The following is a 25,895-nucleotide window of genomic DNA, read 5'->3' as shown; positions in this document are numbered from 1 at the left end:
GGCCAGCCTAGCCAAGACCTTCCGCCAGGGGCGCTTCGGGCCGGGCTCAGTCCTGGCGCCACCACGAGTCGAGGATGCTGACCGGGGTGGTCCGCTTGTGGCGGGACCGCAGGTAGACCTGCTCGAGCTTCTCCGCCGCGTCGGTGGGAACCACCCTGCCCTCGAGGTAGTCGTCGATCACGTCGTAGCTCAGCCCGAGCTCGGCCTCATCGGTCTGACCGGGCTTGTCGTCCAGCAGGTCCGCGGTGGGGACCTTCGCCCAGAGCCGCTCCTCGGCGCCCAGGTGCTTCAGCAGCTGCCGGTTCTGCCGCTTGTTCAGGCCGAACAGCGGCAGCACGTCGGCCGCTCCGTCCCCGAACTTGGTGAAGAAGCCGGTCACGGACTCCGCGCTGTGATCGGTGCCGATCACCAGCAGCCCGTGCGCACCGGCGATGGCGTACTGGGCCACCATGCGCACCCGGGCCTTGACGTTGCCCTTGTTGAAATCGGTGATCGGCTCCCCGGTGGCGGCGGTGAACTCAGCCTCGAAGCCATCCACGGCGGCCGCGATGTCGAACGTGGTCTCCGCGTCACCGTCGATGAAGTCCAGGGCGGCCTGGGCGTCGTCCTCGTCATGCTGGACGTTGTAGGGCAGCCGGACGGGGACGAACTCGGCCTGGATGCCCTCGGCGCGCAACCCCTCGACGGCCAGCTGGGCGAGCCGGCCGGCCAGCGTGGAGTCGAGTCCGCCCGAGATGCCCAGGACGAATCCCCTCGCGCCGCTGGCTCGCAAGTAGTCCTGGAGGAACTGGACACGTGCGGCCGCCTCGGCGGCTGGATCGATCTCCGGCTTGACACCGAACTCGGCAATGATGGCCTTCTGCATTTCGCGCATGGGCCCAGCCTAGGGGCGGTTTTAGGTGCGCGACCAGCCGAGGTTCCGCGCCATGGTCTGCAACGCGGTCATCACGGTCTCGTACTGCTCCTCGTCCAGGCCCTCGGTGATGTCGGCCCGCATCTCCTCGACCACGGCGGCCACGCGCTCGCCGCTGGTGCGTCCGGTGCTCGTGAGGGTGTAGAGATCGCCCTCCACCACGAGCCAGCCGGACTCCACCAGTTCGTCCAGGTTCTCCTTCACCGTGCGCGGGCCCTCGTCCGACCCGGCCACGGGCGGCGGCAGCACGTGCCCGAGCTCCTCGGCGGACTGCGGGCGGGAGGTCAGGGCGTTCATCAGCTGCCACTGGGCCCGGGTCAGGCCGTGTTCGGCCAGGGACTCGTTGACGCGCTGGGTGAGCAGCGTGTCCACCATGTTGAGCCAGTAGCTGAGCAGCTGTTCGGTGGGACGGTCCGACAGGGGTTCCTGGGGAGGCTGGGGATCGCTCATGTCACCACCCTAGGAGGGGTCCGCCCGAGAATCTAGGATGGACGGCATGACTACTCAGACCCCGGATTCCCCCGCCGCCCGCTCGGCGGACCAGAAGGCGCGGGACCGTGCCCGGTTGCTCGAGCTCATCCAGGAACTGGCCGTCGTCCGGGGCCGGGTCACGCTGTCCTCCGGGCAGGAGGCCGACTACTACATCGACCTGCGCCGGGTCACCCTGCACCATGAGGCCGCACCGTTGGTCGGCCGCGTCATGCTCGACCTGCTGGATGGGGCCGGCATCGGGTTCAGCGCCGCGGGCGGGCTGACCATGGGGGCCGATCCGGTCGGCACCGCGATCCTGCACGAGGCCGGCCGGCAGGGCCGGGGCGTCGACGCGTTCGTGGTGCGCAAGGCCCAGAAGTCCTACGGGATGGGCCGCCAGGTCGAGGGTCCCGCCGTCGAGGGCCGGGACGTCGTCGTGCTCGAGGACACCTCGACCACCGGTGGCTCCGCCCTGACCGCCGTGGAGGGCGTCCGCGCCGCCGGTGGCACCGTGCGGGCCGTGGCCGTGATCGTGGACCGTTCCACCGGTGCCGCCGAACGGATCGAGTCCGAGGCCGGCGTGCCCTACCTCTTCGCCTTCGGCAAGGACGACCTGGGCCTCGACTGACGGCGGGGCGCCGGAGCGCGCTTACAGCCAGTCGTTGCGCCTGAACAGGACGTAGAGCACCACGGCGATCGCCAGCATGAGCCCGAGGGCGAAGGGGTAGCCCCAGGCCCAGTGGAGTTCCGGCATGCGGTCGAAGTTCATGCCGTAGATGGAGCCGATCAACTGCGGGGCGAAGATGATGGCCGCCCAGGACGAGATCTTCTTCACCTGGTCGTTCTGCCGCACGGACTCCTCGGCGAGCTTCTTGGAGGTCAGGGTCGAGTCCAGCTCCAGGGCGTGCTCGAGCATGGTCCGCATGGCCATGACGCGGTCGTTGAGCTGCTCCGTGTGGTCCTGGACGTCCCGCAGCTTGCGGACCACCTCGACCTTGGACGGGTCCGTCTCCAGGTTCTCGATCATGTTGTCGAGCATGTACGGCAGGGACCGGATCGCCCGCTGGAAGTTCACCACCTCCCGGGAGAGCTGGTAGATGCGCCGGGAGACGTTGCCGTCCCCCGCGAAGATCTGGTCCTCGATCTCCGCGATGTCGTTGTCCAGGCCGTCCGCGACCGGGAAGTAGTCGTCCACCACCGTGTCCAGGATCCCGTGCACCACGGCGGAGGTCCCCGCGGCGAGCCGTTCGGGCCGGTCCCGCTCCAGGTGCAACCGCACGCGGGAGAGGTCCGGCACCTCGGAGTGGCGCACCGTGACCACGAAGTTCGCCCCGACGAACACGTTGAGCTCGCCGAACTCGACCGTCTCGGTCTCGTCGATGTAGCGGGCTGGGATCAGCACGAAGAACCGGTCGTCGTCGTAGTGCTCGAGCTTGGCCCGCTGCCCGCCGGCCAGCGCGTCCTCGACCGCCAGCTCGTGCAGGTTCAGCTCCTCGGCGACCTCCTGCAGCTCCGCCTCGTCCGGCCGGTACAGCCCGACCCAGGCCATGCCACCCAGCCGTTCACACTCCTCGAAGGTCTCCTGGAGGCTGGTGGGGGCCAGGATGCGCTTGCCGTCCTTGTAGATGGCGTTGTCGACGATGGTCACGGCTCCATTGTGCGCCCTGCGGACCGGGCCCGCGGGCACAGCCACTGGCCGCGCCGTCCGGTGCGGTGAGAGCCTGATCGGCATGACCCGGACTGGCGGCTGGCCTGCGTGGCCCCTTCCGCCCGGGGTGACGACAGACCAGAGGAGCCTGATACCGCAACCCGGAGAGAAGCCATCATGCCGAGGACCGGACAGGCGGATCGGCAGCAGGAAGACCAGGTGGATCGCGATCGCCGTGACGACCACCACGGGGATGCGCCACAGTTCGATCCCCAGGGTGTCGCGCAGCTGAGCGGACGTCACGCTGAAGGCCTCCGTCCGCTCAGCCTGGGCCCGCCCCGTGGCCGGCGTCCGGGACACCGCCCATCACCGGGGGCCGTGGTGCGGCGGCCGATGAGATGGCAGGGTGGACACGGTCACCGTGCCGCGGCGGCACGCGGCGGCCGCTCCCAGGACCACTGGAAGGAATCTCACCATGACCGGAACACCGACGGTCATCGTCTTCGATGTCAACGAGCCCCTCTCGGACATGTCGGCCATGCACCACCTGGGTGAACCGAAACGGAGCTGTCTACCCCTCCTCCTGCGCACACCCTGACCTCACAGTGGCCGCCCTGACGGATCTGGCTCCGGCCCTCACCACGGCATCCTGAACGCAACCCCCGATCCAGGCCGGCACCGCCGACACCCACGCTGGCCAGAAGAGGAGAACCATGGAACACCAGCCGGTGGCCCGCCGCACCATCACGGTCGATGGCGCCGACCTGTCCTACCTCACCAGCGGAGATGAAGACGCCCCGCCCCTGGTCCTGGTGCACGGCACCTTCTGGAGCCGGGTGTGGGCGCCGATCCTGCCCGAACTGGGGCACACCGCCCGGTGCATCGCCCTGGACCTGCCGGGCTTCGGGGCCAGCGCCGGAGAACTCCCCGTCGAGCAGGCCACCGTCCCGGCTCTGGCGCGGACCGTCCTGGCGGCCGCCGATGCCCTAGGACTGGGCACTTTCGACGTGGCCGGCCATGACATCGGCGGAGGCATCGCCCAACACCTGGCCGCGACCACCGGCCGGATCCACAGGATGGTGCTGATGAACGCGGTCATGTTCGACTCCTGGCCGGTACCGGCCGTCGAACGATACCGCGACCCCCAGGTACGGGCAGCCACCACCGTCGAGGACCTCCTCGAGGCGCGCACCACCTCCACCCGGGGCAGCGTCCACCGCACCCTGGGCGATGCCGAACTGGCCGACTACCTCAGTCCCTGGCGCGATCCGGCCAGGGTGCGGTCCTGGACGGCGATGGCCGCGGCCGCCGCCCCCGAATACACCCTGGCCCTGATTCCCGCCTTGCAGGAGGCGGCCATTCCGACCCGGCTGGTGTGGGGCCGGGAGGATGATTTCCAGAAGCTCCACTACGCCCGCCGCTACGTCACCGAGATCCCCGGTTCGGACCTGGTCGAGGTACACGGCAAGCACATCCCCACCGAGGACTCTCCCCTCGACGTCGCGCACGCCATCCGGGAACACCTCACTCCAGGCGCCTAGGGCCCTCCTCCCAGCCGGGCACATGCGGCCTCTCGGCGTACTCAGGGTTCTCGGCCCAGAGATCCACACGGCATGGCGCCCTTCCGCTGACCCCTGGATGCGCGGAGCGCTCGGATCAGCGCAGCCAGCGCTCCCGATGCCCCGGGAGCCGCCCGTTCCGGGCTGTGCTGCGCCGGACGTCCAGTCAGTGTGCTAGCAGCAGCGTCCCTGCGGGTTCCGGTCCTGCCAGTCCATCCTGTCCTTCCAGAAGGCCCGCTCGGACATCGGCTCGACACCCGGGTGCACCCGGGCCTGGTGGGCCAGGTAGTGCTGGTAGGCGTCCGCCCCGAGCACGCCGCGAAGGAACCACACGGTGCTCCGCCAGGCCGTGGTGAGCGAGGCGGCCAGTGTGCGCAGTGCCTGCGCCGCCACGGTCAGTGCCTCCCGCGGACCGGCTGGCGCTCGGGCGGCAGGGCCTTCCACTGCGCCTCGAGGGCCTTCTCGGCCGGGGTGGAGATGAGCCCGGAGGGCGCGTAGATGCGGGACTCGACCCGGGGATCCTCGTTCTCCGGCACGCCGCGCGTCCGGTAGGACTTCACGGTCGCCACGACGGCCATGGTGATGACGATGATCGTCAGCACCATGAACACCACCGACAGCGTCCCCTGCACGAAGGTGTTGCGCACGACCGCCTCCATGGCCTCGACCGATCTGGCCGTGCCGAAGCTGGTCTGCCCGTCCTCGAGCGCCTGGCGGAACGCGTTGTGCTGGGCCCAGTAACCGACCGCCGGAACCGGGGAGAAGATCTTGTACAGCGAGGCGGTGATGGTGACCACGGCGGCGAACGCCAGTGGGAGCACCACCACCCACAGGTACTTGAAGGTGCCCCGCTTCGCCACGATCGCCATGACCACGGCCAGTGCGATCGCGGCGAGCAATTGGTTGGCGATGCCGAAGAGCGGGAAGAACGTGTTGATGCCCCCCAGGGGGTCGGTGACGCCGAGGATGAGGATGTATCCCCAGCCGGCGACCATGATCGCCGTACACAACCAGGCGCCCGGGCGCCAGGACGTGTCCTTGAACCGGGGGATGAAGTTGCCGATCGTGTCCTGCAGCATGAACCGGGCCACGCGGGTACCCGCGTCCACGGCGGTGAGGATGAACAGGGCCTCGAACATGATCGCGAAGTGGTACCAGAAGCCCATCATCGCGGGCCCGCCGAACCACTGGTTCATGATCGTCGCGATGCCCACGGCGAGCGTCGGGGCGCCACCGGTGCGGGACACCACGGACTCCTCGCCGACATTGGCCGCAAGGTCCGTGAGTGTCTCGGGCGCCAGGTTCACGCCCATCAGCCCCAGCGAGTTGACGAACTGGACGGCGCCCTCCACGGTGCCCCCGGTCACGGCCCCCGAGGAGTTCATCGCGAAGTAGACGCCGCGGTCGATCGAGATCGCGGCGACGAGCGCCATGATCGCCACGAAGGACTCCATGAGCATGCCGCCGTAGCCCAGGAAGCGGGTCTGCCTCTCCTTCTCCACGAGCTTCGGCGTGGTCCCGGAGGAAATCAGGGCATGGAATCCCGACAACGCGCCGCAGGCGATGGTGACGAAGAGGAAGGGGAACAGTGACCCGGGGACGACCGGACCGTCCTCGCGTCCGGCGAACTCTGAGATGGCCGGCACGGTGATCTCGGGGCGCACCACGACGATCGCGATGGCCAGCAGGCCGATGACGCCGATCTTCATGAACGTGGAGAGGTAGTCGCGGGGGGCCAGGAGCAGCCACACGGGCAGGACGGCGGCCACGAAACCGTAGATGATGATCGCCCAGGCGATGGTGGTCCGGTCCAGGTGGAACAGCTCGGCGCCCCACGCGGACTCGGCGACCCAGCGGCCCGAGATGATCGCGAACATCAGCAGCGCGAAACCGATCACGGAAACCTCCATGACCCGGCCCGGGCGTAGGAAGCGCAGGTAGACGCCCATGAAGAGGGCGATGGGAATGGTCAGGGCGACCGAGTAGACACCCCAGGCGGACTCGCCCAGGGCGTTGACGACGACCAGCGCCAGGATCGCCACGATGATGATCATGATCATCAGGGTCGCCAACAGGGCGGCGGTGCCACCGATGATCCCCAGTTCCTCCCGGGCCATCTGACCCAGGGAGCGGCCCCCGCGGCGCATCGAGAAGAACATGACGAGGTAGTCCTGGACCGCGCCGGCCAGCACCACGCCGATGATGATCCACACGGTCCCGGGCAGGTAGCCCATCTGGGCCGCCAGGACGGGGCCGACGAGGGGGCCGGCGCCCGCGATCGCCGCGAAGTGGTGGCCGAACAGGACCCGCCGGTCCGTCGGCATGAAGTCCCGCCCGTTGTTGTTGTACTCGGCCGGCGTGGCCCGGGTGTCATCCGGCCGCGTGATCTTCCGCTCGATGAACTTCGAGTAGAACCGGTAGGCGATGAGGTAGGTGCACACGGCGGCGAACACGAACCAGATGGCGTTGATCGTCTCGCCGCGGGAGATGGCCAGGATGGCCCACGCGATGCCGCCGACCAGGGCGATGACCGCCCAGAGGATGATCTTGCCCGGAGTCCACTTCCGGTCCTCCTGCTCCGCTACCTCGGGGTCGACGGCGGTCGGTGGCAATCCGGTGGTGGGCGCGGAACTCTCGGTCATCTCATCCCTCATCTCACGGTGCCGCGTGGTGCGGGGGGCCTCGTCCCGGAGGCTGGCGCGGCGGGTGCATGACCACTGTCCTCCGGCGCGCGTCAGCACGTCAATACCCACCGCTGGGGCGGCTAGCGTAGGGGCCATGAGTGAACGTGGAGTCTTCAAGCCCGCCGAGTCCGTCACCACCGCCCCGCTGGCGGCACTCGGGCTGATCGGCGGCTACCTGACCGCCCGCGAGACCGGGATCCGTCCCCTCGGCGGGGTCGTCCTGGCCGCGGTCGGCGCCTACGCGGGCCGCACCTGGGCGGCGAAGGCCGGCGCGGGCACCACCGCCGCGCTGTCCGCCGTGTACCTGGGCGGGTTCGGCGCCTCGCACCCGCTGGCCAAGAAGATCGGCGCCTGGCCCTCGGTGCTCACCGTGGCGGCCGCCTCGGCGCTGGCCTCGTGGGCGCTGGTGGACCGCAAGGGGTGACGCCCGACGCCGGACCCGGCACCCCGGGTGCCCCGGTGCCGGCCGCACTGGACCCGGACGTGCCGGCCGAGGCGGACGCCGGCGTCGTGCCCGGTGAGGGGCACCCGCGCGAGGTGGGCGTGGGCCCCTGGGAGGGTGACTGGCCGACGGGGGAGCACTGGGACCCGGACCTGCTGCGGCACGGGGACCGGCGCAACGTGGCCGACCACTACCGCTACTGGTCGCTGGAGGCGATCGTCGCCGACCTGGACACCCGCCGGCACTCCTTCCACGTGGCCATCGAGAACTGGCAGCACGACCTGAACATCGGCACCGTGGTGCGCACCGCCAACGCGTTCAACGCCGCCGGCGTGCACATCATCGGCCGGCGCCGCTGGAACCGGCGCGGGGCCATGGTCACGGACCGCTACCTGCACGTGCACCACCACCCGACGGTGGAGGACTTCATCGACTGGGCACGGTCCGAGGGACTGACGGTGCTGGGCATCGACATCTTCCCGGACTCGGTGCCGCTGGAGACCTACCGGCTGCCCGAGCGGTGCGTGCTGGTCTTCGGCCAGGAGGGGCCGGGACTGTCCGAGGAGGTGCACCGCGCGGCGGAGGCGACGCTGTCCATCGCCCAGTTCGGCTCCACCCGGTCCATCAACGCCGGCGTGGCGGCGGGGATCGCCATGCACGCCTGGGTCCGCCGCCACGTGTTCGGTACCTGACCGCCGCCGCGGCATCCGCCGGACACCCTCACGGGAGTCCACCGGCCGCGCGTGCTCGTAGGCTGGACCACAGCACCGCGTCCTCCAGGCCTCAGGAGCCAGCCCGTGACCACACCGCATGCCCCGCAGCACCCGCAGGATCCCTTGGCCGGCACCGGTCCGCACCGGGCCGGCCCCGGCGCCACCCCGGACGGTGACGCCGAGCCCGCCACCGGGTCCCCGGCCGCACGGCCACCGGGACCGTGGTCGGACGGGATGGGCCGGGCCGGGGCCCGGGCCGGGCAGACGCTGCTGATCGCCGCGGTCGTCGTCGGGGTCCTGTGGCTCCTGCTGCGCGTGAGCGTCGTGCTGGTCGCGGTGCTGGTCGCGTTCATCCTGGCGGCCGCCGTGGCCCCGCTGGTGCGGTGGCTGGTGGCCAGGGGCTGGTCCCACCTCTGGGCCACCCTCGCGGCCTTCCTGGGCATCCTGGTCCTCGTCGGTGGCGTGGTCACCGGAGTGGTCGTCGCCGTCCGGAACGAGTGGGACGCCCTCACCGCCTCGGCGATCGCCGGCTGGCAGCAACTGCAGGACTGGATCACCTCCGGCCCGCTGCCGGTGGACGCCGGGGCCCTGCAGGACGCCACCGGTCAGGTCACGGACTTCCTCACCGGTGGTGAGTTCGCCCGGGGCCTGGCCAGCAACACCCTGACCGGCCTGTCCGCGGCCACCGAGTTCCTCACCGGCGTGGTGCTGATGGTCGTGGTGCTGTTCTTCCTGCTCAAGGACGGCTGGAAGATCACCAGCTTCACCCTCCGCTGGTTCCGGGACGGGACCCGCGCCAAACTCGCCGAGTCCGTGGACCGGTCCTCGCAGGTGCTCGGCGGCTACGTCCGCGGCACCGCCACCGTGGCCCTGGTGGACGCCGTGCTGATCGGGCTCGGCCTGTTCATCATCGGCGTCCCGCTGGCCCTGCCCCTGGCGGTGATCGTGTTCATCGGTGCGTTCGTGCCCATCGTGGGGGCCACGGTCGCCGGGATCCTGGCCGCCCTGGTCGCCCTGGTCACCACCGGGCCGGTCGAGGCCCTGATCGTGGTCGCGATCGTGGTCGCCGTCAACCAGCTCGAGGGCAACCTGCTCCAGCCCGTCGTCATGGGCCGCACCCTGAGCCTGCACGCCCTGATCGTGCTGCTGGCCCTGACGGTCGGCACCATCGTGGGCGGGATCTTCGGTGCCATCCTGGCCGTGCCCTACACCGCCGTGGCGTGGACCCTGATCCAGGTCTGGTCCGATCGCTACCAGACCGGCCCCGACCCGGTGCTGGGCCAGGACCCCCTCGACCCGAAGGACCGGGCCTCCGCCAAGGCCACCCCGGCCCAGCGCCTGCGCTACCAGCGCATGCGCCGCCAACGCCGCAGGAGCGTGACCCCGGCGGCGGCCGGATCCCACGGGCCCGCCCAGGCGCCACCCGAGGGCGATGACGTCGACGCCGCCACCGCGGACCGGGGGCCCCAGGGCTGAACCGGCGGGCGCCGGGCCCGCGACCAGGTCACCCTGGTGCGGGCGCGGCCCCCGTGCCCGTCCGGTCGCTAGGATGGCTTGCGGACAGGGTCTGCACCGGGGCTGCCTGCCCGCCCCGCCCGCAGGCCGGACTTCCCGACGCCGGCATGTTCGCCGGCGCTCACGGTCACCAGATGCCAAGGAGCCGCAATGCCCATCGCTTCCCCGGACAAGTACGCCGAGATGATCGACTCCGCCAAGGAGGGCGGCTACGCCTACCCGGCGATCAACGTCACCAGTTCCCAGACGCTGAACGCGGCCATCCGCGGTTTCGCCGAGGCCGGTTCGGACGGCATCATCCAGGCGTCCACCGGCGGCGCGGCATACTTCTCCGGCTCCTCCGTCAAGGACATGGTCACCGGTTCCCTGGCCATGGTGGCCTTCGCCCGTGAGGTGGCGAAGAAGTACGACGTCAACATCGCCCTGCACACCGACCACTGCCCGAAGGACAAGCTGGACGGCTTCGTCATGCCGCTGCTGGACGCCTCCGAGGCCGAGGTGAAGGCCGGCCGGGACCCGCTCTTCAACTCCCACATGTGGGACGGCTCCGCCGAGACCCTGGAGGAGAACCTGCGCATCGGCCGCGAGCTGCTGGCCCGGACCCACGCCAACCGGCAGATCCTCGAGGTGGAGATCGGCGTCGTCGGCGGGGAGGAGGACGGCGTGGCCCACGAGATCAACGACAAGCTCTACACCACCGTCGAGGACGGGCTCGCCACCATCGAGGCCCTCGGCACCGGGGAGAACGGCCGGTACATCACCGCGCTGACCTTCGGCAACGTCCACGGCGTCTACAAGCCGGGCGGCGTGAAGCTGCGCCCGGAGATCCTGGACGGGATCCAGCGCGAGGTCGGGGCGAAGATCGGCAGGGAGCGCCCCTTCGACCTGGTCTTCCACGGCGGCTCCGGCTCCTCCCAGCAGGAGATCTCCGATGCCGTCTCCTACGGCGTCATCAAGATGAACGTGGACACGGACACCCAGTACGCCTTCACCCGGCCGGTGGCCGGGCACATGTTCACCAACTACGACGGCGTGCTGAAGGTGGACGGCGACGTCGGCAACAAGAAGGCGTACGACCCGCGCGTCTGGGGTGCCCTGGCCGAGACGTCCATGGCCGAGCGCATCGTCCAGGCCTGTCAGGAACTGGGCTCCGCAGGCAAGTCCATCAAGTAACCCCACCGACAGCCCGGGCCGGCCGGCCCGGGCTGCCCACCGGAAGGAACGCCCATGCCGTGGTACGCGTGGATCGCCATCATCGCCATCCTCGTCTGGGGTGGGATCACCGTGTTCAGCATGGCCACGGGCAGGCCGCTGCCGTGGTCCGAGGGCGCCGATCCGCAGGAACTGGACGCACTGCGCAAGCGGGTCGAGGCGCTCGAGAAGGGCACGGCCCGGCCGGAGCTGGAGCAGCGGGTCGACCGTCTGGAGGCCCGGCAGGACCGCCGGGAGGCGCGCGACGTGGAGCACGACCGGTGGGCCCGGCAGGCCCGCGAGCTCGGATGGGACGAGGGCGGGGAGCCGGGGCACGGCTAGAGTCGGGGGTGAACCCGCCCCGCCCACGACCGCCCCGGAAGGAGCACCATGTCTGACGCGTCCCTGGTCGGCAGGAACCTGATGCAGCCCGAACCCACCTACCTGCCCGAGGAGCACGAGGTCCTCGCGCGGATCGAGGCCGGTGACCTGCCGGAGGACCTCGCCACCCGGTTCCCGAAGTCCTCGCTGGCCTGGGCCCTCATGGCGCAGGACGCCTGGGGCGAGGGCCGCACCATCGATGCCTACGCCTATGCCCGCGTCGGCTACCACCGCGGACTGGACGCCCTGCGCGGCGCCGGTTGGCGCGGGGCCGGCCCCGTGCCGTACAGCCACGAGCCCAACCGCGGTTTCCTGCGCTCGCTCTACCTGCTCGGCCAGGCCGCCGCGGCCATCGGCGAGGGCGAGGAGGTCCACCGGATCGACGCCTTCCTGGCCGACGCCGACCCCCGCGCCAAAGACGAGATCGCCCGGGGCTGAGCCGTGACCGCCTCCGTCCTGGTCGGCACCTTCAACGAACCCGGTGAGCACGTCCCCGCCCTGCCCACCTCGGGGGGCATCGTGCGCACGACCGGCTGGCCGGAGGGCCCGGAGGCGGTGGCCGGTTCCGGTCCGGACGCCCCGTCCTGGCTGGTCGCGGGGCGCCCGGGCACCCCGTCGGAGGGCCTGCTGTACGCCGCCCAGCACGTGCCCGAGGGAGCGCTGGCGGTCCTGTCACCGTCGGAGCCGGACGCCGGGACGGAGGACGTCGGCTGGATCACCACCCAGCGGATCCCCAGCGGGGGCGAGAACACCTGCCACGCCGACCTGAACCCCGCCGGGACGTGGCTGGCTGCGGCCTCCTATGACTCGGGCACCCTGACCGTCGCCAGGGTCCTCGACGACGGCCGGCTGGGCCGGCCGATCGCGGTCCAGGCCCCGGAGGGCTCCGGGCCGGTGCCCTCCCGTCAGGAGGCCCCGCACCTGCACTTCGTGCTGTTCCTCGACGACGACCGCCTGCTCGTCACGGACCTCGGCGGCGACCGGATCCTGGAGTACTCGGTGGCCGCCCTCGAGGCCTCGGCCCGGGCCGCCGGGGGCGACGCCACGGAGGAGACCCCCGGCGCGGCCGACGGCCAGGCCTACCGCGAGACCAGCGGGGTCGTCGGGGAGGGACTGGACGACCGCGACGGCGGGAGCTCCGCGGACGGCGACGCGACCGACGTCGTGCGCGTGGAGACCGAACCGACCGCCGTGCACCGCCTGCCCGGTGGCACCGGACCGCGTCACCTCGCGGTGCTGCCCCCGCTCCCGGGGTCCGACCGGCCCGGGCCGCACCTCGCGGTCGTGGGCGAACTGGACTCGCGACTGCACATCCTGGGCCTCGAGGCCGGGCCGGAGGGCTTCCCGGAGATCGGCATCGTCCCGACCCACGCCCAGGACGCGGATCCGGAGTCGGCCCGGGACAACCTGCCCTCACACCTGGTGGTCTCGGCGGACGGCGCCCTGGTCTACGTGGCCAACCGCGGGCGGAACACCATCGGGGTGATCCGCCGCGGCGAGGCGCCCGAGCTGGTCGCCGAGGTGCCGTGCGGCGGGGACTGGCCCCGCCACATCGCCCTGGCCGGGCCGCCCGGGGGGCAGGGACTGCTCGTCGCGCTGGAACGGGGCGACGCCGTGGTGCACCTGCCGTTCGATGCCGAGAGCATCCCGCGGGGCGTCACCGGACGGACCGCGGTCCGGCGCCCCGGGTTCGTGCTGCCGCTGGACTGAGCCGGGTTCATCTGCCCCGGGAGGGCTCCCGGGGGCCGGTAGGGTGGCCTCGACCCGATCCCAGACCCTTTGGAGGCTGCACGATGCTGTTCCTGGCGCGCATGGACGTCACTTTTCCCGAGTCGATGACGGATGAGGTCAAGGCCGACTTCGTGGCCCAGGAGAAGGAGTACTCGGGCAACCTGCAGCGGCAGGGGAAGATGCAGTCCATCTGGCGGGTCGTCGGGGAGTACGCCAACTACTCCGTCTACGACGTGGCGGACAACGACGAGCTCCACGCCGTCCTGTCCGGTTTCCCGATGTACCCGTACATGAAGATCAAGGTCACCCCGCTGGCGAAGCACCCCAACTCCATCCGGTGAGCACGGGGCGGGGGACCGGCCCGGCGGCGAACTAGACTCGTCGACCGTGGCCAAACTCTACTTCCGCTACGGGGCGATGAACTCGGGCAAGTCCACCGGACTGCTCCAGGCCGCCTTCAACTACGAGGAACGGGGCCAGCGGGTCCTGTTGGCCAAGCCGCAGGTGGACTCTAAGGGAGACGACGAGATCGTGTCCCGGCTCGGCGTCACCCGGGCGGTCGACTTCCTGATCCCCCACGGGGCCGACCTGCTGGAACTCTTCCGTCGCCACGCCACCGGGGATGACCCGGCCGCGCTGATCGAGCACGTGGACGCCGTGGTCAAGCCGGTGGCCTGCCTGCTCGTGGACGAGGCGCAGTTCCTGGAGCCGGCGCAGGTGGACGACCTGCTGCGCATCGCCGTGCTGCAGGGTGTTCCCGTGATGGCCTACGGCATCCGGACCGACTTCCGTACCGACTCGTTCCCCGGCTCGGCGCGGCTCCTGGAACTGGCGCACTCCCTCGAGGAGCTCAAGACCATCTGCCGGTGCGGGCGCAAGGCCATCTTCAACACCCGCAAGGTCGTCGAGGTGGGCGGGGACGAGGCCGTGGAGCGGTTCATCTTCGAGGGCGACCAGGTGGCGATCGACGGCGTCGAGGTCACCTACGAGTCCCTGTGCGGCGTCTGCTACCTGGAGGAATCCGGCGGCAGGCTGGGGTAGGTTGCCCCTAGCCGCCGCCCGTGCCCTGACCGCACGGCGTGGCGCACCAGTCCACACCCGTCGGAGGACCAGGAGACCGAGCATGACCGTCGTGAAGATCAACGCCATCACCGTTCCCGAGGGCCAGGGGCCCGAGCTCGAGGCCCGGTTCGCCGCGCGCAAGCACGCCGTGGACCAGTCCCCCGGCTTCGAGGGATTCCAGCTCCTGCGCCCGGTGAAGGGGGAGTCGCGGTACTTCGTGATCACCCACTGGGCCACCGAGGAGGACTTCGAGGCCTGGCGGAGCGCCCGCAACAACGGTCATGACGACGGCGGACCGGCCCGGCAGCCCGTGGCCACGGGGGCGGAGCTGCTGGAGTTCGAGGTCGTCGACCTCGGCTGACCGGCCCGGACCGCCCTCAGGGGCGCGCCGCCACGGGCGCCGTCCCGAAGAGCCCGTCCAGGATGACCTGCAGCCCCCACTGGAACGCGTCCTCACCCAGGGGCGTCGCGGAGGCGGTGGGGTCCACGGCGGCCAGCCGGGCGGCCTCCTGGGCCGCCGCGATGGAGCCCAGGACGTGGTTCATGACCAGGTGCTGCGCCCACGCGGGGTGCGCGACGCCCGCCGATTCCAGCAGGGAGCGCAGGCGGTTCAGCGGCTTCAGCGCGTCCGGCTGCAACGACTGGGCCACCTGCACGACCTCGGCGCTGTCCGGCACGTTCACGAGCGCTGAGCGGATCCCCGTCGCCAGGCCGGCGACGCCGGCGCGTCCGGCGGCGTGATCCCGCCGCTCCGCCCTGCGGCCCCCCGCCGGAGAGGCGTCCTGCGGTGCCGACGGTCCCGGCCGGCCCGCGTCATCGGGGCCGGCGAGGCCATCGGGACCGTCGAGCCCGCTGAGCAGGCGGGCGGCCACGCCCACCAACAACTCCTGCTTGCTCTTCACGTGCCAGTAGAGCGCACCGACCTGGACGTCGAGTTCCCGGGCGAGCCTGCGCATGGACAGGTCCGCCAGGCCGAAGCGGGTGAGGATGGCCAGGGCCGTGTCCTCCACCTGGTCCCGGGTCAGCGTCATGCGCTCCAGTGTAGGGTCCGGCCCCCGCTCCGAGTCCGGTCCTGCGTCCGCGCCCCCGGCCGCACCCCGACTCGGTCCGGGCCAGCTCCGTCGCGCCCCTGGCCGTCGGACCGCGCCCCGTCATGATCTTGAACACCGTTCAGGACTGTGCTGTACTTCCGAGCACACAGACTTGAACGCCGTTCAAGGCCCCTGGGGCCTGCGGCCGAACCGGAAGGCCCCCCATGGTCCAGACCGCTCCCGAGACCACCGCCGACGCCCCCGCCGACACCCCTGAGGCGACCCAGCCCCCCGTCTCGACCCGCCCCGTGTCCGCCGACCCGTTCGCGATCGCCGCGGCCGTCGCCACGGGTCACCGGCTCACCGCGGAGGACGGGCTGGCGATCCTGTCCACCCCGGACACGGACACCCTCCGGCTCGTCACCGAGGCCGGGCGCCTGCGCCGGCGGCACTTCGGCAACACCGTCAAGGTGAACTACCTCGTCAACCTGAAGTCCGGACTGTGCCCGGAGGACTGCACCTACTGCTCCCAGCGCCTCGGCTCGACCGCGGAGATCCTCAAGTACAGCTGGCTGAAGCCGGAGGAGGCCGTCGAGCAGGCCAAGCTGGGCATCGGCGGCGGCGCCTCCCGCGTGTGCCTCGTCGCCAGCGGCCGCGGCCCGTCCAACCGGGACGTGGAGCGCGTGGCCACCATGACGGACCAGCTCAAGGCCGAACATCCCGAGGTCGAGGTCTGCGCCTGCCTGGGCCTGCTCAAGGACGGCCAGGCGGACCGCCTCCGCGAGGCCGGGGTGGACGCCTACAACCACAACCTCAACACGGCCGAGTCCAAGTACGCGGACATCTCCACCACCCACACCTACGCCGACCGCGTGGAGACGGTCGAGCGCGCCAAGGGTGCCGGGCTGTCGCCGTGCTCCGGGCTGATCGTGGGGATGGGGGAGTCGGACGAGCAGGTCGTCGAGGCCGTGCTGGCCCTGCGGGACCTGGACAGCGACTCCATCCCCGTGAACTTCCTGATGCCCTTCGAGGGCACCCCGCTGGCCGGGACGTGGGAGCTCACCCCGCTGCGCTGCCTGCGCATCCTCGCACTGGTCCGCCTGGCGGCCCCGGCCACGGAACTGCGCCTGGCCGGAGGCCGCGAGATGCACCTGCGCGGCCTGCAGGCCACCGCCCTGGAGGTCGCCAACTCCCTGTTCCTGGGCGACTACCTCACGAGTGAGGGCCAGACCGCCGAGCAGGACCTGGCCATGATCGCCGACTCCGGCTTCCGCGTCCTCGGCACCGGGGAGAGGCCCGGCGCGGAGGCGGCGACCGGGCAGGCCGCGCCCTGGGCGGCGGTCCCGACCCAGACCTCCTCCCCCCAGGACTCCACCCCGCAGGCCTCCCTCTCGCAGGCCGGGGCGTCAATTCCGGGGCCCTGCGGAGGTCCCGCCGGTGCCGGCGGCCCGGCGTCCTCGCCCTGCGGTTCGCACGCCGAGACCGGGCCGGGCTGCGGCTGCGGCCACCCCGCCGAGCAGGCGGCCGGCATGGAGGCGGCCGGCGTAGAACCCCGCATCCGTCGGCGCGGGGCCGGCACCGCCGAGGCGCCGAACGCATGACGAGTCCCACCCTCGACCAGGCCCGGCCCGGCACCGCCTCGTCCACCACTACCTCGTCGACCACCGTGTCGTCCGCCGCGCCCTCTCTGCTGCAGCGCGATGCCGGCCTGGTCTGGCATCCCTACGCCCCGGTGGACGCCGGTGCGCTCTACGCCGTCCGCGGGGCCGAGGGCGTGCGCCTGCGCCTGGAAGGACCCGACGGCGGCACCCACGAGGTCATCGACGGCATGTCCTCGTGGTGGGCCGCCGTGCACGGGTACCGCCACCCCGCACTGGACGCCGCGGCCCGCACGCAGCTCGACTCGTTCAGCCACGTCATGTTCGGCGGGCTCACCCACGAGCCCGCCGTGGCCCTGGCCGAACGGCTCGTGGACGCGGCCCCGGACGGACTGCGGCACGTCTTCCTGGCCGACTCCGGCTCGATCAGCGTCGAGGTCGCCCTGAAGCTGGCCCTGCAGGTCCAGGCCTCCCGCGGCGAGCGCCGTCGGCGTCGTTTCCTGGCCCTGCGCGGCGGGTACCACGGGGACACCTTCGCCACCATGGGCGTGTGTGATCCCGAGGACGGGATGCACGCCGAGTTCACGGGACTCGTCCCGCAACAGGTCTTCCTGCCCCGTCCCCCGGCCGCCCGCCTGGGGGTGGACGGCACCTGGTCGTACGACGACGGTGCCCTGGCCTCGTGGGAGGAGACGGCCCGGGAGATCGCGGCCGGACTCGCCCCGGAGCTGGCGGGCATCATCTGCGAGCCGGTGCTGCAGGGGGCCGGCGGGATGCACGCTTACCCGCCGGCCGCCGTCGGGATCCTCCGCCAGATCGCGGACGAGCACGGCCTGCTGCTGATCCTCGACGAGATCGCCACGGGCTTTGGCCGGACCGGCCGGTTCTTCGCCGCGGAATGGGCGAGCGAGGAGTCCCTGCCGCGTGGCGGGGGTGAGGTCGTCCCGGACATCCTCTGCGTGGGCAAGGCCCTGACCGGTGGGTACCTGACGCTGGCGGCCATGCTGTGCACCGCCGAGGTGGCCGCCGACCTCGGTTCCGGCCCGAACGGCGGCGCGCTGCTGCACGGGCCGACGTTCATGGGAAACCCGCTGGCCTGTGCGGTCGCCAACGCCTCCCTGGACGTGCTGACCGGCCCGGACGGGTCCCAGCCGTGGCGGGCCCAGGTGCACGCCCTGGACTCGGGGCTGCGGCAGGCGCTGGCCCCGGCCGGGGAACTGGCCTGCGTCCGGGACGTGCGGGTCCTCGGCGGGGTCGGCGTCGTCCAGTTGCGTGGCCCCGTGGACGTGACCGCCGTGACCCGTGAGGTCGTCGCCCGGGGCGCCTGGGTGCGGCCCTTCCGGGACCTGGTCTACGTCATGCCGCCCTACGTCTGCACCGCCGGGGACGTCCGGGCGCTGGGTGCGGCGATCGTTGAGGGGGTGGACCGTGTCCACGGTTGAGTCACAGCACGCCGCACGCACGGGTGCGACCGGTGCCGCGGCCGGTCCCTGGACGGACTGGGTCGAGACCCGCGCCCGCGTGCGGCGGACCCGCGACGGCGAACGCCACGACCACCCTCGGCCGCGGGGTGACATCGACCTGGCCTCCAACGACTACCTCGGCCTGTCCCGGGACGCCTCGGTGGCCCGCGCGGCCGCCCGGGCCGCGCACCGGTACGGCACCGGTGCCGGGGCCAGCCGCGTGGTCACCGGCACCCACGCGCTGCTGCCCGCCCTGGAGCGTGACCTCGCCCGCTACGCCGGCCGCCGGGAGGCCCTCGTCTTCTCCAGCGGCTACGCCGCGAACCAGGGGCTGCTCGGGGCCCTCGGCGGGCCCGGGACGCTGCTGGTCTCCGACGCCCACGCCCACGCCAGCCTGATCGACGGCGCCCGGCTCGCCAAGGCCGAGGTGCGCGTCGTCGGCCACGGGGACCTGGGGGCGGTCGAGGAGGCGCTGTTCGCCCACCGCACCACGGCCGGGACCGGTGCCCGGGCCGCCGTCGTGATGGAGTCCCTGTACTCCGTGCTGGGGGACACCGCGCCCCTGGCCGAGGCCGCGGCACTGTGCGCGAGGTACGGTGCCCTGCTCATCGTGGACGAGGCGCACACCCTGGCCGCCGTGCCGGGGGGTTCCGCCGTGCGCGCCGCGGGCCTGGCGGACACCGGGCACGTGATCGTGACCGCCACCCTGTCCAAGGCCCTCGGTGCCCAGGGCGGGGCGATCCTGCTCGGTGGTGACGACGCGGCACGGTGGCGCTCGCACCTGCTCAACACCGCGCGGACCTTCATCTTCGACACCGCCCTCGCCCCGCCGACCGCCGGCGCCGCCCGGCGTGCGCTCGCCCTGGCCGACGACCGACGTATCGGCCGGCTGGTCCGCAATGCGGCCCTGGCGCACCGGGTGCTGGCCGCCCACCCGGTCACCGCGAACCGGGTCGAGCGCGGGGAGGGGGCCGTCCACTCGGTGCGGATGGGCAGCCCCGCCGCCGCTGTGCGCACGGCCGAGGCGCTGCGCCGGAACGGCATCGCGGTCGGTTGCTTCCGCCCGCCCAGCGTCCCGGACGGGATCGCCCGGCTGCGGATCACCGTGCACGCCGACTTGGCACCGCGCCGCCTGGTGCGGGCCCTGGAGACGGTGGCCGCAGCGATCGGACGGGAGGACCCGTGAGCTGCCCCTACGCGTCCACCGCCACGGCGGCCCCGACCGGCACCGCCCCCACTGCGCGGGCGCCCCTGTCCGATCCGCTGGTCACGGTGTACCCGGAGCAGGTCCTCGCTCAGCACCGGTGCGTCGAGGACCCGGCGACCGTCCGGGAGATCCTCCGGCGCCCCGAGTACTTCGCTGCGGACAACGCCCTGACGACGGCCATGCCCCTGGCCCCGGCCACGCTGCGCCGGCTTGCCGCTCGGCGCTTCAGCCTCCCCCCTGTCCTGGCCAGCGCCTCCGGCGAGCCGCACCGCGAGGTGCGCCGCATCGTCGCTCGCTTCTTCAGCCCCGCCAAGGTCGCAGCCCAGTCGGAGCCCATCCGGGCGCTGGTGCAACGGGTCTGCGACGGGCTCCGGGCCGAGCTCGACGCCGGAGGTACCGTAGACCTCGCCACCCACCTGGCCGCCGTGGTCCCACCGAGGATCATGGCCGCTCTCACCGGCGTGGCCACCCCGCCGCCGGCGGACCTGAAGCGCTGGAGCCGGGACTCGCTCGAACTGTTCTGGGGCTGGCCCGACGCCGAGCGGCAACTGGACCTGTCGGACAGCGCGATCGACTTCCACGCCTGGCTGCGGGACGAGGTCGATCGCTCCACCGCGACCGTAGGGTCCGGGGCGGGCCCCGACCCGGGAGCGCCCGGGCCGAACCTGTTCGCGGCACTGCACGCGGGAGGCGTCGACCGCGAGAGGATCCGATCGCTTGGCTACTTCCTGGTCATCGCCGGGCAGGAGACCACCGCGATGCTCGCCCAGACCGTGCTGGTCACGGCGCTGGCCGAGGGCCGCTGGGCACAGTGCGCGGATCCCGACGGCGGCGCCGCGGCCAGCCGGGAGGTGGTCCGCCGCTCTCTGGCGAGAGCCTCTTCCGTGCCGACCTGGCGGCGGCTGGTCGTGAAGGACACGCAGGTGGGTCCTGAGCGCTTCGCCGCTGGCGAGCACCTGGTGCTGCGGTTGTCCGGTGGGGCGCTGGGCGAGACGGGAGATCCTTCCCTGGCCTTCGGGTTCGGGGTGCACCGGTGCCTGGGCGCCGGGCTTGCCGAGCTGGAGGCGGCGCTCATCCTCGAGGAGGCCGCCCGCGCCCTCCCGGGGCTGAAGCTCGCCGACGAACCGGAATGGGAGCACCTGCTCTCCTTCCAGGCCCCGCGGACGGTCCCGGTCCGGTCCGCCGCCGTCGGGGTCGACCCGTGAGCGCGGCGGTCCTGTGCGTCACCGGCACGGACACGGACGTCGGCAAGACCATGGCCACGGCATGCCTGGCCGCCGCGGCGCTGGCGCGGGGCGACCGGGTGGCCGTGTACAAGCCGGCGCAGACGGGTGTCGGCCCGGTCGGGGCCGGGGACGTCGAGACCGTGGCGCGGCTGCTGGGGCACCCGGACCGGCTGACCGTGGCGGAGGGCGTGAGGCTGGGCCCGGCGATGGCACCGGTGGACGCCGCGCTCGAGGCCGGGGGAGAGGCCGCGGTGGAGGCGCTGCCGGGACTGGACTGGCACCTGGAGCGCATCGAGGCACTGGCCCTCGACCAGGACACCGTCCTGGTCGAGGGCGCCGGGGGACTGCTCGTGGAGCTGACCCCTGGCGGGGCGACCATTGCCGACCTCGCCCTCGGCGCGGGTGCGCCACTGGCCGTGATCACGCGCCCCGACCTGGGGACGCTGAACCACACCGGGTTGACGCTCGAGGCCGCCGCGCGCCGGGGCGTGCGGCCGGGGACGCTGATCGTGGGCAGCTGGCCGGTGGAACCGACCGCGGTGCACCGCGCCAACCTGGGCCGGTTGCGCGCCACGGCCCGGGACCACGGTTATGCCTGGGGTGGAGCGCTGCCGGAGGGCCTGTCCTCCGCCCCGGAGCAGGCCGTCTCCCGGGCGGCCACCGCGCTGGCCGCGGCGCTCGCCGGGGTGCTGCCGGTGAGGCTGCCGCCGCGTCCGGGCCGTTGACCGCACCGTCGTACCGTCCCTCGGGGGAACCGGCCGTTGCCGGCACGACGAAAGCACGACGAAAGAGGGGCCCTACCGCGATCGGTAGGGCCCCTCTGGCGCTGACGTCAGGTCAGTGCCGCTCAGTTCACTTCAGCAGTGCGCGGGCGGCCCGGGTCCACGCGGCGGTGACGTCCTCGGCGAACCGGATCTGGGTGACGGCGGCGTCCTGGACCCACTGGACCTGGGCGGCGTCGACCATCTGGCGCTGCGCGGCGAACACGCTGCGGGCGGCCTGGGCGTAGTTGTCCACGACGAGGCGGCTGCCGGACTTGGAGGAGTCCATCATCGCCGAGTTGACCTCGTGCACCCGCACGGAGTTCTCCTGGAAGCTCTTGGCGGCCTCCTGGGTCATCTTGGCGACGTGCTCGGAGTTCTCCTGGAGGCGCTTGGTGGTCTCCTCGGCCATCTTGGCGGCCTTGGCGTAGTTGTCGACGACGACGCGGCTGTTGGCCTTGGCCGACTCCATCATCTCGGTGTTGAACGCCTTGACGCGCTCGGAGTTCTCCTCGAAGCGCTTGGCGGCGTCCTCGACCATCCGGGTGAGGCGCTCGGAGTTCTCCTCGAAGCGTTCGAGGGTCTCCTCCAGCATGGTGGTGGTGGTCTGGGTGGCCTGGTCGGCGGTGGCCTGGGCCTGGTCGGCGGTGGTGGTTGCAGCCATGGTGTCTCCTCGCGTTGATGTCCCTGGCAGCGGTGGTGCCTGCCGGTTAACAAAGTTAGCAACGTACTGCTAACTTTTTCAAGCCCGCGGGCCGCCGACCGTGTCCACCCCGGGGCTCGCCCCCGGGCCCCTACAGGGAGACGAGCAACAGCGTCCCGCCGAAGACCAGGCCGGAGGCGATCAGCACCACCGTGGTGTACCCCAGGATGTCCCGCATCTTCAGCCCGGCGATCGCCAGCAGTGGAATGGCCCAGAACGGCTGGACCATGTTGGTCCACTGGTCGCCGTAGGACACCGCCATGACCGTGATCGCCGGGTCCACCCCGAGTTCGGCACCGGCCGAGAGCATGATCGGGCCCTGCACCGCGAACTGCCCCCCGCCCGAGGGGACGAAGAAGTTCACCAGGCCCGCGGACAGGAAGGCCAGCAGCCCGAAGGTGACCGGGGTGGAGATCGCCACGAAGGCGTCCGAGAACACCTGGATCAGTCCGGAACCGGTCATCATGCCCAGGATGCCCGCGTAGAGGGGGAACTGCAGCAGGATCTCGCCCACGTTGGAGGCGGCGTTCTTCGTCAGGGCGATCAGCTCGAAGGGGTTGCGCACCAGGAGCAGGATCAGGGCCAGGAAGGACCAGTTCACGGTGTCCAGGGTCAGCGTGCCGCCCTGGGCGAAGTGCAGGACCAGGTAGGCCGTGAGCATCAGGCCCAGCAGCAGGGTCACCACCCGGCTGGCGTCCAGCCGGTCGGCCGGGGTGACGATCTCCTCCTGGCCGTCGTCGGCCTGCTCCCGGGCGTCGATCTCCAGCTCCTTGATCCTGTCCCCGGGGCGCGGGGCCACCAGGAACAGGGCCAGGCCCACCACCAGGATGGTCGCGACGGCGGCGATCATGTTCCACGAGGAGAAGACGGTCTCGGTGATCGGCAGCGTCTCCCCGCCCAGCGGTTCGATGAGGAACGAGCCCTCCGTCGCGGCCGTCAGGGGACCGGAGGCCGAGTAGCCCATGTGCCAGACCACGAACCCGGCGAAGCCCGAGGCCACCAGCATGGGGAAGTGCAGCTTCATCCCGCGCTCGCGGCCCTGGTAGGCGACCTCCCGGGCGAGCAGCCCGCCGACCACCAGCCCCAGGCCCCACGTGATGAGGCTGGCGACGGCGGCCACCACGAAGACGAAGACGTACGCCATCAACGGCGAGCTCGGGATGCTCCCCAGGAAGGCGAGCAGCCGGCGGACCGGTCCCGTGTTGGCCAGGATGTGTCCGAGGAGCAGGATCAGCGCCATCTGCGTGATGAACGACAGCAGCCCGGCCAGGCCGTCACCCCAGTACAGGATCAGGTCGGCCGGCCCGGTGTCGGTGAGGATCAGGGCCAGGATCGCGACGATGAACGTCAGGGCGATCGAGAACACGAGGGCGGAGGGGATGAACCGCTCCACCACGTTGTTGATGGGGCGCATGGCCCGGGACAGGGGCGTCCCCTCCTTGCGGGGGCGGGTCTCGGTGCTACCGGGCGCGCTGGACATGGTGCGGTCTCCTCATCTGCCGCCGTATCCCGGCGGCGGGCAGGTGGGGCGTGCAGGGGATCCTGCAGCCTCGAGCGTGACGCCTCTCACGGTATGGAGGGACCATGCCCCGGTCAATCCGCCCCTCCCCGGTCACCCAGGATCGCCCGCCCATGCGCCCTTCCGTCACCCGGCGCCGCCCGTCAGGATTCAGGCATGGAGACGTTCACCGCCCTCGAGGACGAGATCGTGGTCCACCTGCCCGCCGGGCGGGTCTGGGAGCTGCTCACGGACTGGGCGGCCGCGCCCGTCTGGCTGCCCGGAGTGGACGAGATGCACGTCAACGGGCCGGTGGGCCCGGGCCAGGAGCTCACCTATGTGGCCGGCGGGCACGAACGCCAGTACACCCTGTCCACGTTCGACCCGGGCCACGGCCTGACCATGGTCAACGGCACGGACGACTCGGACCTGCGCGTGGAGTACGGCTACCTGTTGCTCCCGGACGGTGACTGGACCCGGGTGCAGCTGCGGGTGGCCGTCCGCTCCGTCCAGGACCTGCACGACGAGGCCGAGGACCTGGCCACCGCGCTCGCCGACGCCGAGGCCGCCCAGCTGGAGGAGTTCCGCGCCTACGCGGAGAAGGCCCCCTAGTCCGGCGGCGGTCCCACGGCGTCGTGCGGCGTGACGGTGCGTGGCCGTCGTCGGGAGGGCCCCGGCGACGGCTGGTAAACTCCCGATGTAAGGCCCTCAGGTGATGTACCACACGGTCGAGTCCCGGGATGACCCCGTCGGACCGCTCGCCGGGGGCGTTTTCCATGTCGAGGGCCGGGCGGGAACATCCCTCCGGCCTGCTCAGGAGAGATGCACTCATGCCAGCAATCGCGATCGTCGGCGCCCAGTGGGGCGACGAAGGCAAGGGCAAGGCCACCGATCTGCTCGGCGGCCGGGTCGACTACGTGGTCAAGCCCAACGGCGGCAACAACGCCGGGCACACCGTGGTCGTGGGCGGCGAGAAGTTCGAGCTGAAGCTGCTGCCGGCCGGCATCCTGTCCCCGAACGCCGTGCCCGTGATCGGCAACGGCGTGGTGGTGAACCTCGAGGCACTGTTCGAGGAGATCGACGGCCTCGAGTCCCGGGGCCAGCGCTGTGACCACCTGCGCATCTCCGCCAATGCCCACCTGGTGGCCCCGTACCACCAGACCATGGACAAGGTGACCGAGCGCTTCCTCGGCAAGCGCGCCATCGGCACCACCGGCCGCGGCATCGGCCCCACCTACATGGACAAGGTCGGGCGCCTGGGCATCCGCGTCCAGGACGTGTTCGACGAGTCGATCCTGCGGCAGAAGATCGAGGGCGCCCTGCGGCAGAAGAACGAGCTGCTGGTCAAGCTCTACAACCGCCGGGCCATCACGGTGGACGAGATCGCCGAGTACTTCCTGTCCTTCGCCGAGCGGTTGCGCCCGATGGTCGTGGACTCGACGATCCTGCTCAACGACGCCCTGGACGAGGGCAAGGTCGTGCTCATGGAGGGCGGCCAGGCCACCTACCTGGACGTGGACCACGGCACCTACCCGTTCGTCACCAGCTCCAACCCGACGGCGGGCGGGGCCTCCGTGGGCGCCGGCATCGGCCCCACGCGCTTCACCCGCACCATCGGGATCGTCAAGGCCTACACCACCCGCGTGGGCTCCGGACCGTTCCCCACCGAGCTGTTCGACGAGGACGGCATGGGCACCCGGTTGCGCACCGTGGGCGGCGAGTTCGGCGTGAACACCGGCCGGCCCCGCCGCACCGGGTGGTACGACGCCGTCATGGCCCGCCACGCCACCCGCATCAACGGCTTCACCGACTACTTCGTGACCAAGCTGGACGTGCTCACCGGCATCGAGCAGATCCCGGTGTGCGTGGCCTATGAGGTGGACGGGGTGCGGCACGACGACATGCCGATGACCCAGACCGAGTTCCACCACGCCCAGCCGGTCTACGAGTACTTCGACGGCTGGACCGAGGACATCTCCGGCGCCCGCACGATGGAGGACCTGCCGGCCAACGCGCGTGACTACGTCCTGGCCCTGGAGAAGATGTCCGGCACCCGGATCTCCGCGATCGGCGTGGGCCCCGGCCGCGACCAGGTGGT

Annotated in this window: 28 protein-coding genes; 20 read left to right on the top strand and 8 right to left on the bottom strand. The window is 71.7% G+C overall.

The genetic code is table 11. The features are described 5' to 3' along the window. Positions 1-46: 46 nt before the first annotated feature. Together nadE and PLJ28_RS07750 are read right to left on the bottom strand one after the other, a co-directional pair. Positions 47-874, bottom strand: coding sequence for an NAD(+) synthase (nadE, locus tag PLJ28_RS07755; protein WP_183529416.1), 828 nt, complete (start codon positions 872-874; stop codon positions 47-49). A gap of 21 nt (positions 875-895) precedes the next feature. After that, on the bottom strand, positions 896-1,363 hold the full coding sequence (locus PLJ28_RS07750) for a MarR family winged helix-turn-helix transcriptional regulator (RefSeq protein ID WP_183529414.1): 468 nt from the start codon (positions 1,361-1,363) through the stop codon (positions 896-898). 46 nt (positions 1,364-1,409) lie between these two features. On the opposite strand from PLJ28_RS07750, the gene pyrE reads away from it, so the two are divergent. Next, a complete protein-coding gene (gene pyrE, locus PLJ28_RS07745; RefSeq protein WP_183529412.1) occupies positions 1,410-2,012 on the top strand; it encodes an orotate phosphoribosyltransferase in 603 nt (200 codons plus the stop codon). A gap of 21 nt (positions 2,013-2,033) precedes the next feature. Here pyrE and PLJ28_RS07740 read toward each other — a convergent pair whose 3' ends face one another. After that, positions 2,034-3,032 (bottom strand): magnesium and cobalt transport protein CorA, encoded by a 999-nt coding sequence (locus PLJ28_RS07740; protein ID WP_183529410.1) that lies wholly within the window; start codon positions 3,030-3,032, stop codon positions 2,034-2,036. Positions 3,033-3,507: 475 nt separating this feature from the next. Between PLJ28_RS07740 and PLJ28_RS07735 the strand changes: the two genes are divergently transcribed. Further along, on the top strand, positions 3,508-3,630 hold the full coding sequence (locus PLJ28_RS07735) for a hypothetical protein (RefSeq protein ID WP_298042072.1): 123 nt from the start codon (positions 3,508-3,510) through the stop codon (positions 3,628-3,630). Between the two features lie 115 nt (positions 3,631-3,745). After that, positions 3,746-4,573, top strand: a complete 828-nt coding sequence (locus tag PLJ28_RS07730; protein ID WP_183529408.1) for an alpha/beta fold hydrolase — start codon at positions 3,746-3,748, stop codon at positions 4,571-4,573. Positions 4,574-4,765: 192 nt separating this feature from the next. Here the strand turns inward: PLJ28_RS07730 and PLJ28_RS07725 are convergent, their stop codons facing one another. Beyond that, the gene (locus PLJ28_RS07725; RefSeq protein WP_183529406.1) at positions 4,766-4,984 is read right to left on the bottom strand and encodes a YbdD/YjiX family protein; all 219 of its coding nucleotides are present in this window, start codon (positions 4,982-4,984) and stop codon (positions 4,766-4,768) included. Positions 4,985-4,986: 2 nt separating this feature from the next. Then, the gene (locus PLJ28_RS07720; RefSeq protein ID WP_298042075.1) at positions 4,987-7,233 is read right to left on the bottom strand and encodes a carbon starvation CstA family protein; all 2,247 of its coding nucleotides are present in this window, start codon (positions 7,231-7,233) and stop codon (positions 4,987-4,989) included. A gap of 136 nt (positions 7,234-7,369) precedes the next feature. On the opposite strand from PLJ28_RS07720, the gene PLJ28_RS07715 reads away from it, so the two are divergent. The 10 genes from PLJ28_RS07715 (at position 7,370) to PLJ28_RS07670 (ending at position 14,671) form a co-directional block, all read left to right on the top strand. After that, positions 7,370-7,699, top strand: a complete 330-nt coding sequence (locus PLJ28_RS07715) for a hypothetical protein (protein ID WP_029139052.1) — start codon at positions 7,370-7,372, stop codon at positions 7,697-7,699. Next, positions 7,696-8,409 carry a TrmH family RNA methyltransferase gene (locus tag PLJ28_RS07710; protein ID WP_370577191.1) on the top strand — a complete coding sequence of 238 codons (714 nt, stop codon included), beginning with the start codon at positions 7,696-7,698 and terminating at the stop codon, positions 8,407-8,409. Before PLJ28_RS07715 ends, PLJ28_RS07710 begins: the two co-directional genes overlap by 4 nt. Positions 8,410-8,514: 105 nt before the next feature. Beyond that, positions 8,515-9,906, top strand: a complete 1,392-nt coding sequence (locus tag PLJ28_RS07705; protein WP_298042079.1) for an AI-2E family transporter — start codon at positions 8,515-8,517, stop codon at positions 9,904-9,906. 189 nt (positions 9,907-10,095) lie between these two features. Beyond that, positions 10,096-11,118, top strand: a complete 1,023-nt coding sequence (gene fbaA, locus PLJ28_RS07700; protein WP_183529399.1) for a class II fructose-bisphosphate aldolase — start codon at positions 10,096-10,098, stop codon at positions 11,116-11,118. Positions 11,119-11,172: 54 nt separating this feature from the next. Beyond that, entirely contained in the window at positions 11,173-11,478 is a 306-nt protein-coding gene (locus PLJ28_RS07695) for a hypothetical protein (RefSeq protein WP_183529397.1), read from the top strand. A gap of 48 nt (positions 11,479-11,526) precedes the next feature. After that, the gene (locus tag PLJ28_RS07690; protein ID WP_010143545.1) at positions 11,527-11,955 is read left to right on the top strand and encodes a DUF3151 domain-containing protein; all 429 of its coding nucleotides are present in this window, start codon (positions 11,527-11,529) and stop codon (positions 11,953-11,955) included. A 3-nt stretch (positions 11,956-11,958) separates the two neighbouring features. Further along, complete coding sequence (locus tag PLJ28_RS07685) at positions 11,959-13,227, top strand: lactonase family protein (RefSeq protein WP_324590017.1); 1,269 nt, start codon at positions 11,959-11,961, stop codon at positions 13,225-13,227. Positions 13,228-13,310: 83 nt separating this feature from the next. After that, positions 13,311-13,589: a muconolactone Delta-isomerase gene (gene catC, locus PLJ28_RS07680; protein WP_183529394.1), complete on the top strand. Its 279-nt coding sequence runs from the start codon at positions 13,311-13,313 to the stop codon at positions 13,587-13,589. 46 nt (positions 13,590-13,635) lie between these two features. Next, positions 13,636-14,289 carry a thymidine kinase gene (locus tag PLJ28_RS07675; protein ID WP_298042085.1) on the top strand — a complete coding sequence of 218 codons (654 nt, stop codon included), beginning with the start codon at positions 13,636-13,638 and terminating at the stop codon, positions 14,287-14,289. An 82-nt stretch (positions 14,290-14,371) separates the two neighbouring features. Continuing rightward, complete coding sequence (locus PLJ28_RS07670; protein WP_183529390.1) at positions 14,372-14,671, top strand: antibiotic biosynthesis monooxygenase family protein; 300 nt, start codon at positions 14,372-14,374, stop codon at positions 14,669-14,671. A gap of 16 nt (positions 14,672-14,687) precedes the next feature. On the opposite strand, the gene PLJ28_RS07665 is transcribed toward PLJ28_RS07670, so the two are convergent. Beyond that, complete coding sequence (locus tag PLJ28_RS07665; protein WP_183529388.1) at positions 14,688-15,341, bottom strand: TetR/AcrR family transcriptional regulator; 654 nt, start codon at positions 15,339-15,341, stop codon at positions 14,688-14,690. A 308-nt stretch (positions 15,342-15,649) separates the two neighbouring features. Here PLJ28_RS07665 and bioB point away from each other — a divergent pair, with 308 nt between their 5' ends. From bioB to bioD, 5 genes are read left to right on the top strand one after another with little or no spacing between them, the layout of a single operon-like run. After that, positions 15,650-16,942 carry a biotin synthase BioB gene (gene bioB / locus PLJ28_RS07660; RefSeq protein ID WP_183529533.1) on the top strand — a complete coding sequence of 431 codons (1,293 nt, stop codon included), beginning with the start codon at positions 15,650-15,652 and terminating at the stop codon, positions 16,940-16,942. Beyond that, a complete protein-coding gene (gene bioA, locus PLJ28_RS07655) occupies positions 16,939-18,381 on the top strand; it encodes an adenosylmethionine--8-amino-7-oxononanoate transaminase (protein WP_183529386.1) in 1,443 nt (480 codons plus the stop codon). Before bioB ends, bioA begins: the two co-directional genes overlap by 4 nt. Then, positions 18,368-19,588 (top strand): aminotransferase class I/II-fold pyridoxal phosphate-dependent enzyme, encoded by a 1,221-nt coding sequence (locus PLJ28_RS07650; RefSeq protein ID WP_183529384.1) that lies wholly within the window; start codon positions 18,368-18,370, stop codon positions 19,586-19,588. Before bioA ends, PLJ28_RS07650 begins: the two co-directional genes overlap by 14 nt. Further along, on the top strand, positions 19,585-20,814 hold the full coding sequence (locus PLJ28_RS07645; RefSeq protein ID WP_324590016.1) for a cytochrome P450: 1,230 nt from the start codon (positions 19,585-19,587) through the stop codon (positions 20,812-20,814). Before PLJ28_RS07650 ends, PLJ28_RS07645 begins: the two co-directional genes overlap by 4 nt. Continuing rightward, positions 20,811-21,560 (top strand): dethiobiotin synthase, encoded by a 750-nt coding sequence (gene bioD, locus PLJ28_RS07640; protein ID WP_324590015.1) that lies wholly within the window; start codon positions 20,811-20,813, stop codon positions 21,558-21,560. The genes PLJ28_RS07645 and bioD overlap by 4 nt, the downstream gene beginning before the upstream one ends. 127 nt (positions 21,561-21,687) lie before the next feature. On the opposite strand, the gene PLJ28_RS07635 is transcribed toward bioD, so the two are convergent. After that, a complete protein-coding gene (locus PLJ28_RS07635; RefSeq protein WP_298042093.1) occupies positions 21,688-22,260 on the bottom strand; it encodes a hypothetical protein in 573 nt (190 codons plus the stop codon). A gap of 130 nt (positions 22,261-22,390) precedes the next feature. Further along, entirely contained in the window at positions 22,391-23,713 is a 1,323-nt protein-coding gene (locus PLJ28_RS07630; protein ID WP_183529532.1) for a short-chain fatty acid transporter, read from the bottom strand. Positions 23,714-23,974: 261 nt separating this feature from the next. On the opposite strand from PLJ28_RS07630, the gene PLJ28_RS07625 reads away from it, so the two are divergent. After that, a complete protein-coding gene (locus PLJ28_RS07625) occupies positions 23,975-24,409 on the top strand; it encodes an SRPBCC family protein (protein ID WP_183529377.1) in 435 nt (144 codons plus the stop codon). Positions 24,410-24,627: 218 nt separating this feature from the next. Further along, positions 24,628-25,895, top strand: a 1,268-nt coding sequence (locus tag PLJ28_RS07620; RefSeq protein WP_324590014.1) for an adenylosuccinate synthase, incomplete at its 3' end; no start/stop codon positions are given.

The organism is Citricoccus sp. (genome assembly GCF_035445025.1).
In the GTDB taxonomy this organism is placed as follows: Bacteria; Actinomycetota; Actinomycetes; order Actinomycetales; family Micrococcaceae; genus Citricoccus.
The sequence above is the reverse complement of the archived record's forward strand: the minus strand, read 5'-3'. Positions and strand labels throughout refer to the sequence as shown.

Excerpts from the sequence above, each read along its gene's own strand:
- PLJ28_RS07625 (WP_183529377.1), top strand. The coding sequence starts at position 23,975 with ATGGAGACGTTCACCGCCCTCGAGGACGAGATCGTGGTCCACCTGCCC.
- bioA (WP_183529386.1), top strand. The coding sequence starts at position 16,939 with ATGACGAGTCCCACCCTCGACCAGGCCCGGCCCGGCACCGCCTCGTCC.
- nadE (WP_183529416.1), bottom strand. The coding sequence starts at position 874 with ATGCGCGAAATGCAGAAGGCCATCATTGCCGAGTTCGGTGTCAAGCCG.
- PLJ28_RS07630 (WP_183529532.1), bottom strand. The coding sequence starts at position 23,713 with ATGCGCCCCATCAACAACGTGGTGGAGCGGTTCATCCCCTCCGCCCTC.
- pyrE (WP_183529412.1), top strand. The coding sequence starts at position 1,410 with ATGACTACTCAGACCCCGGATTCCCCCGCCGCCCGCTCGGCGGACCAG.
- PLJ28_RS07720 (WP_298042075.1), bottom strand. The coding sequence starts at position 7,233 with ATGACCGAGAGTTCCGCGCCCACCACCGGATTGCCACCGACCGCCGTC.
- PLJ28_RS07730 (WP_183529408.1), top strand. The coding sequence starts at position 3,746 with ATGGAACACCAGCCGGTGGCCCGCCGCACCATCACGGTCGATGGCGCC.
- PLJ28_RS07635 (WP_298042093.1), bottom strand. The coding sequence starts at position 22,260 with ATGGCTGCAACCACCACCGCCGACCAGGCCCAGGCCACCGCCGACCAG.
- PLJ28_RS07715 (WP_029139052.1), top strand. The coding sequence starts at position 7,370 with ATGAGTGAACGTGGAGTCTTCAAGCCCGCCGAGTCCGTCACCACCGCC.
- PLJ28_RS07670 (WP_183529390.1), top strand. The coding sequence starts at position 14,372 with ATGACCGTCGTGAAGATCAACGCCATCACCGTTCCCGAGGGCCAGGGG.
- PLJ28_RS07695 (WP_183529397.1), top strand. The coding sequence starts at position 11,173 with ATGCCGTGGTACGCGTGGATCGCCATCATCGCCATCCTCGTCTGGGGT.
- PLJ28_RS07735 (WP_298042072.1), top strand. The coding sequence starts at position 3,508 with ATGACCGGAACACCGACGGTCATCGTCTTCGATGTCAACGAGCCCCTC.
- PLJ28_RS07750 (WP_183529414.1), bottom strand. The coding sequence starts at position 1,363 with ATGAGCGATCCCCAGCCTCCCCAGGAACCCCTGTCGGACCGTCCCACC.
- PLJ28_RS07665 (WP_183529388.1), bottom strand. The coding sequence starts at position 15,341 with ATGACGCTGACCCGGGACCAGGTGGAGGACACGGCCCTGGCCATCCTC.
- PLJ28_RS07690 (WP_010143545.1), top strand. The coding sequence starts at position 11,527 with ATGTCTGACGCGTCCCTGGTCGGCAGGAACCTGATGCAGCCCGAACCC.
- fbaA (WP_183529399.1), top strand. The coding sequence starts at position 10,096 with ATGCCCATCGCTTCCCCGGACAAGTACGCCGAGATGATCGACTCCGCC.
- catC (WP_183529394.1), top strand. The coding sequence starts at position 13,311 with ATGCTGTTCCTGGCGCGCATGGACGTCACTTTTCCCGAGTCGATGACG.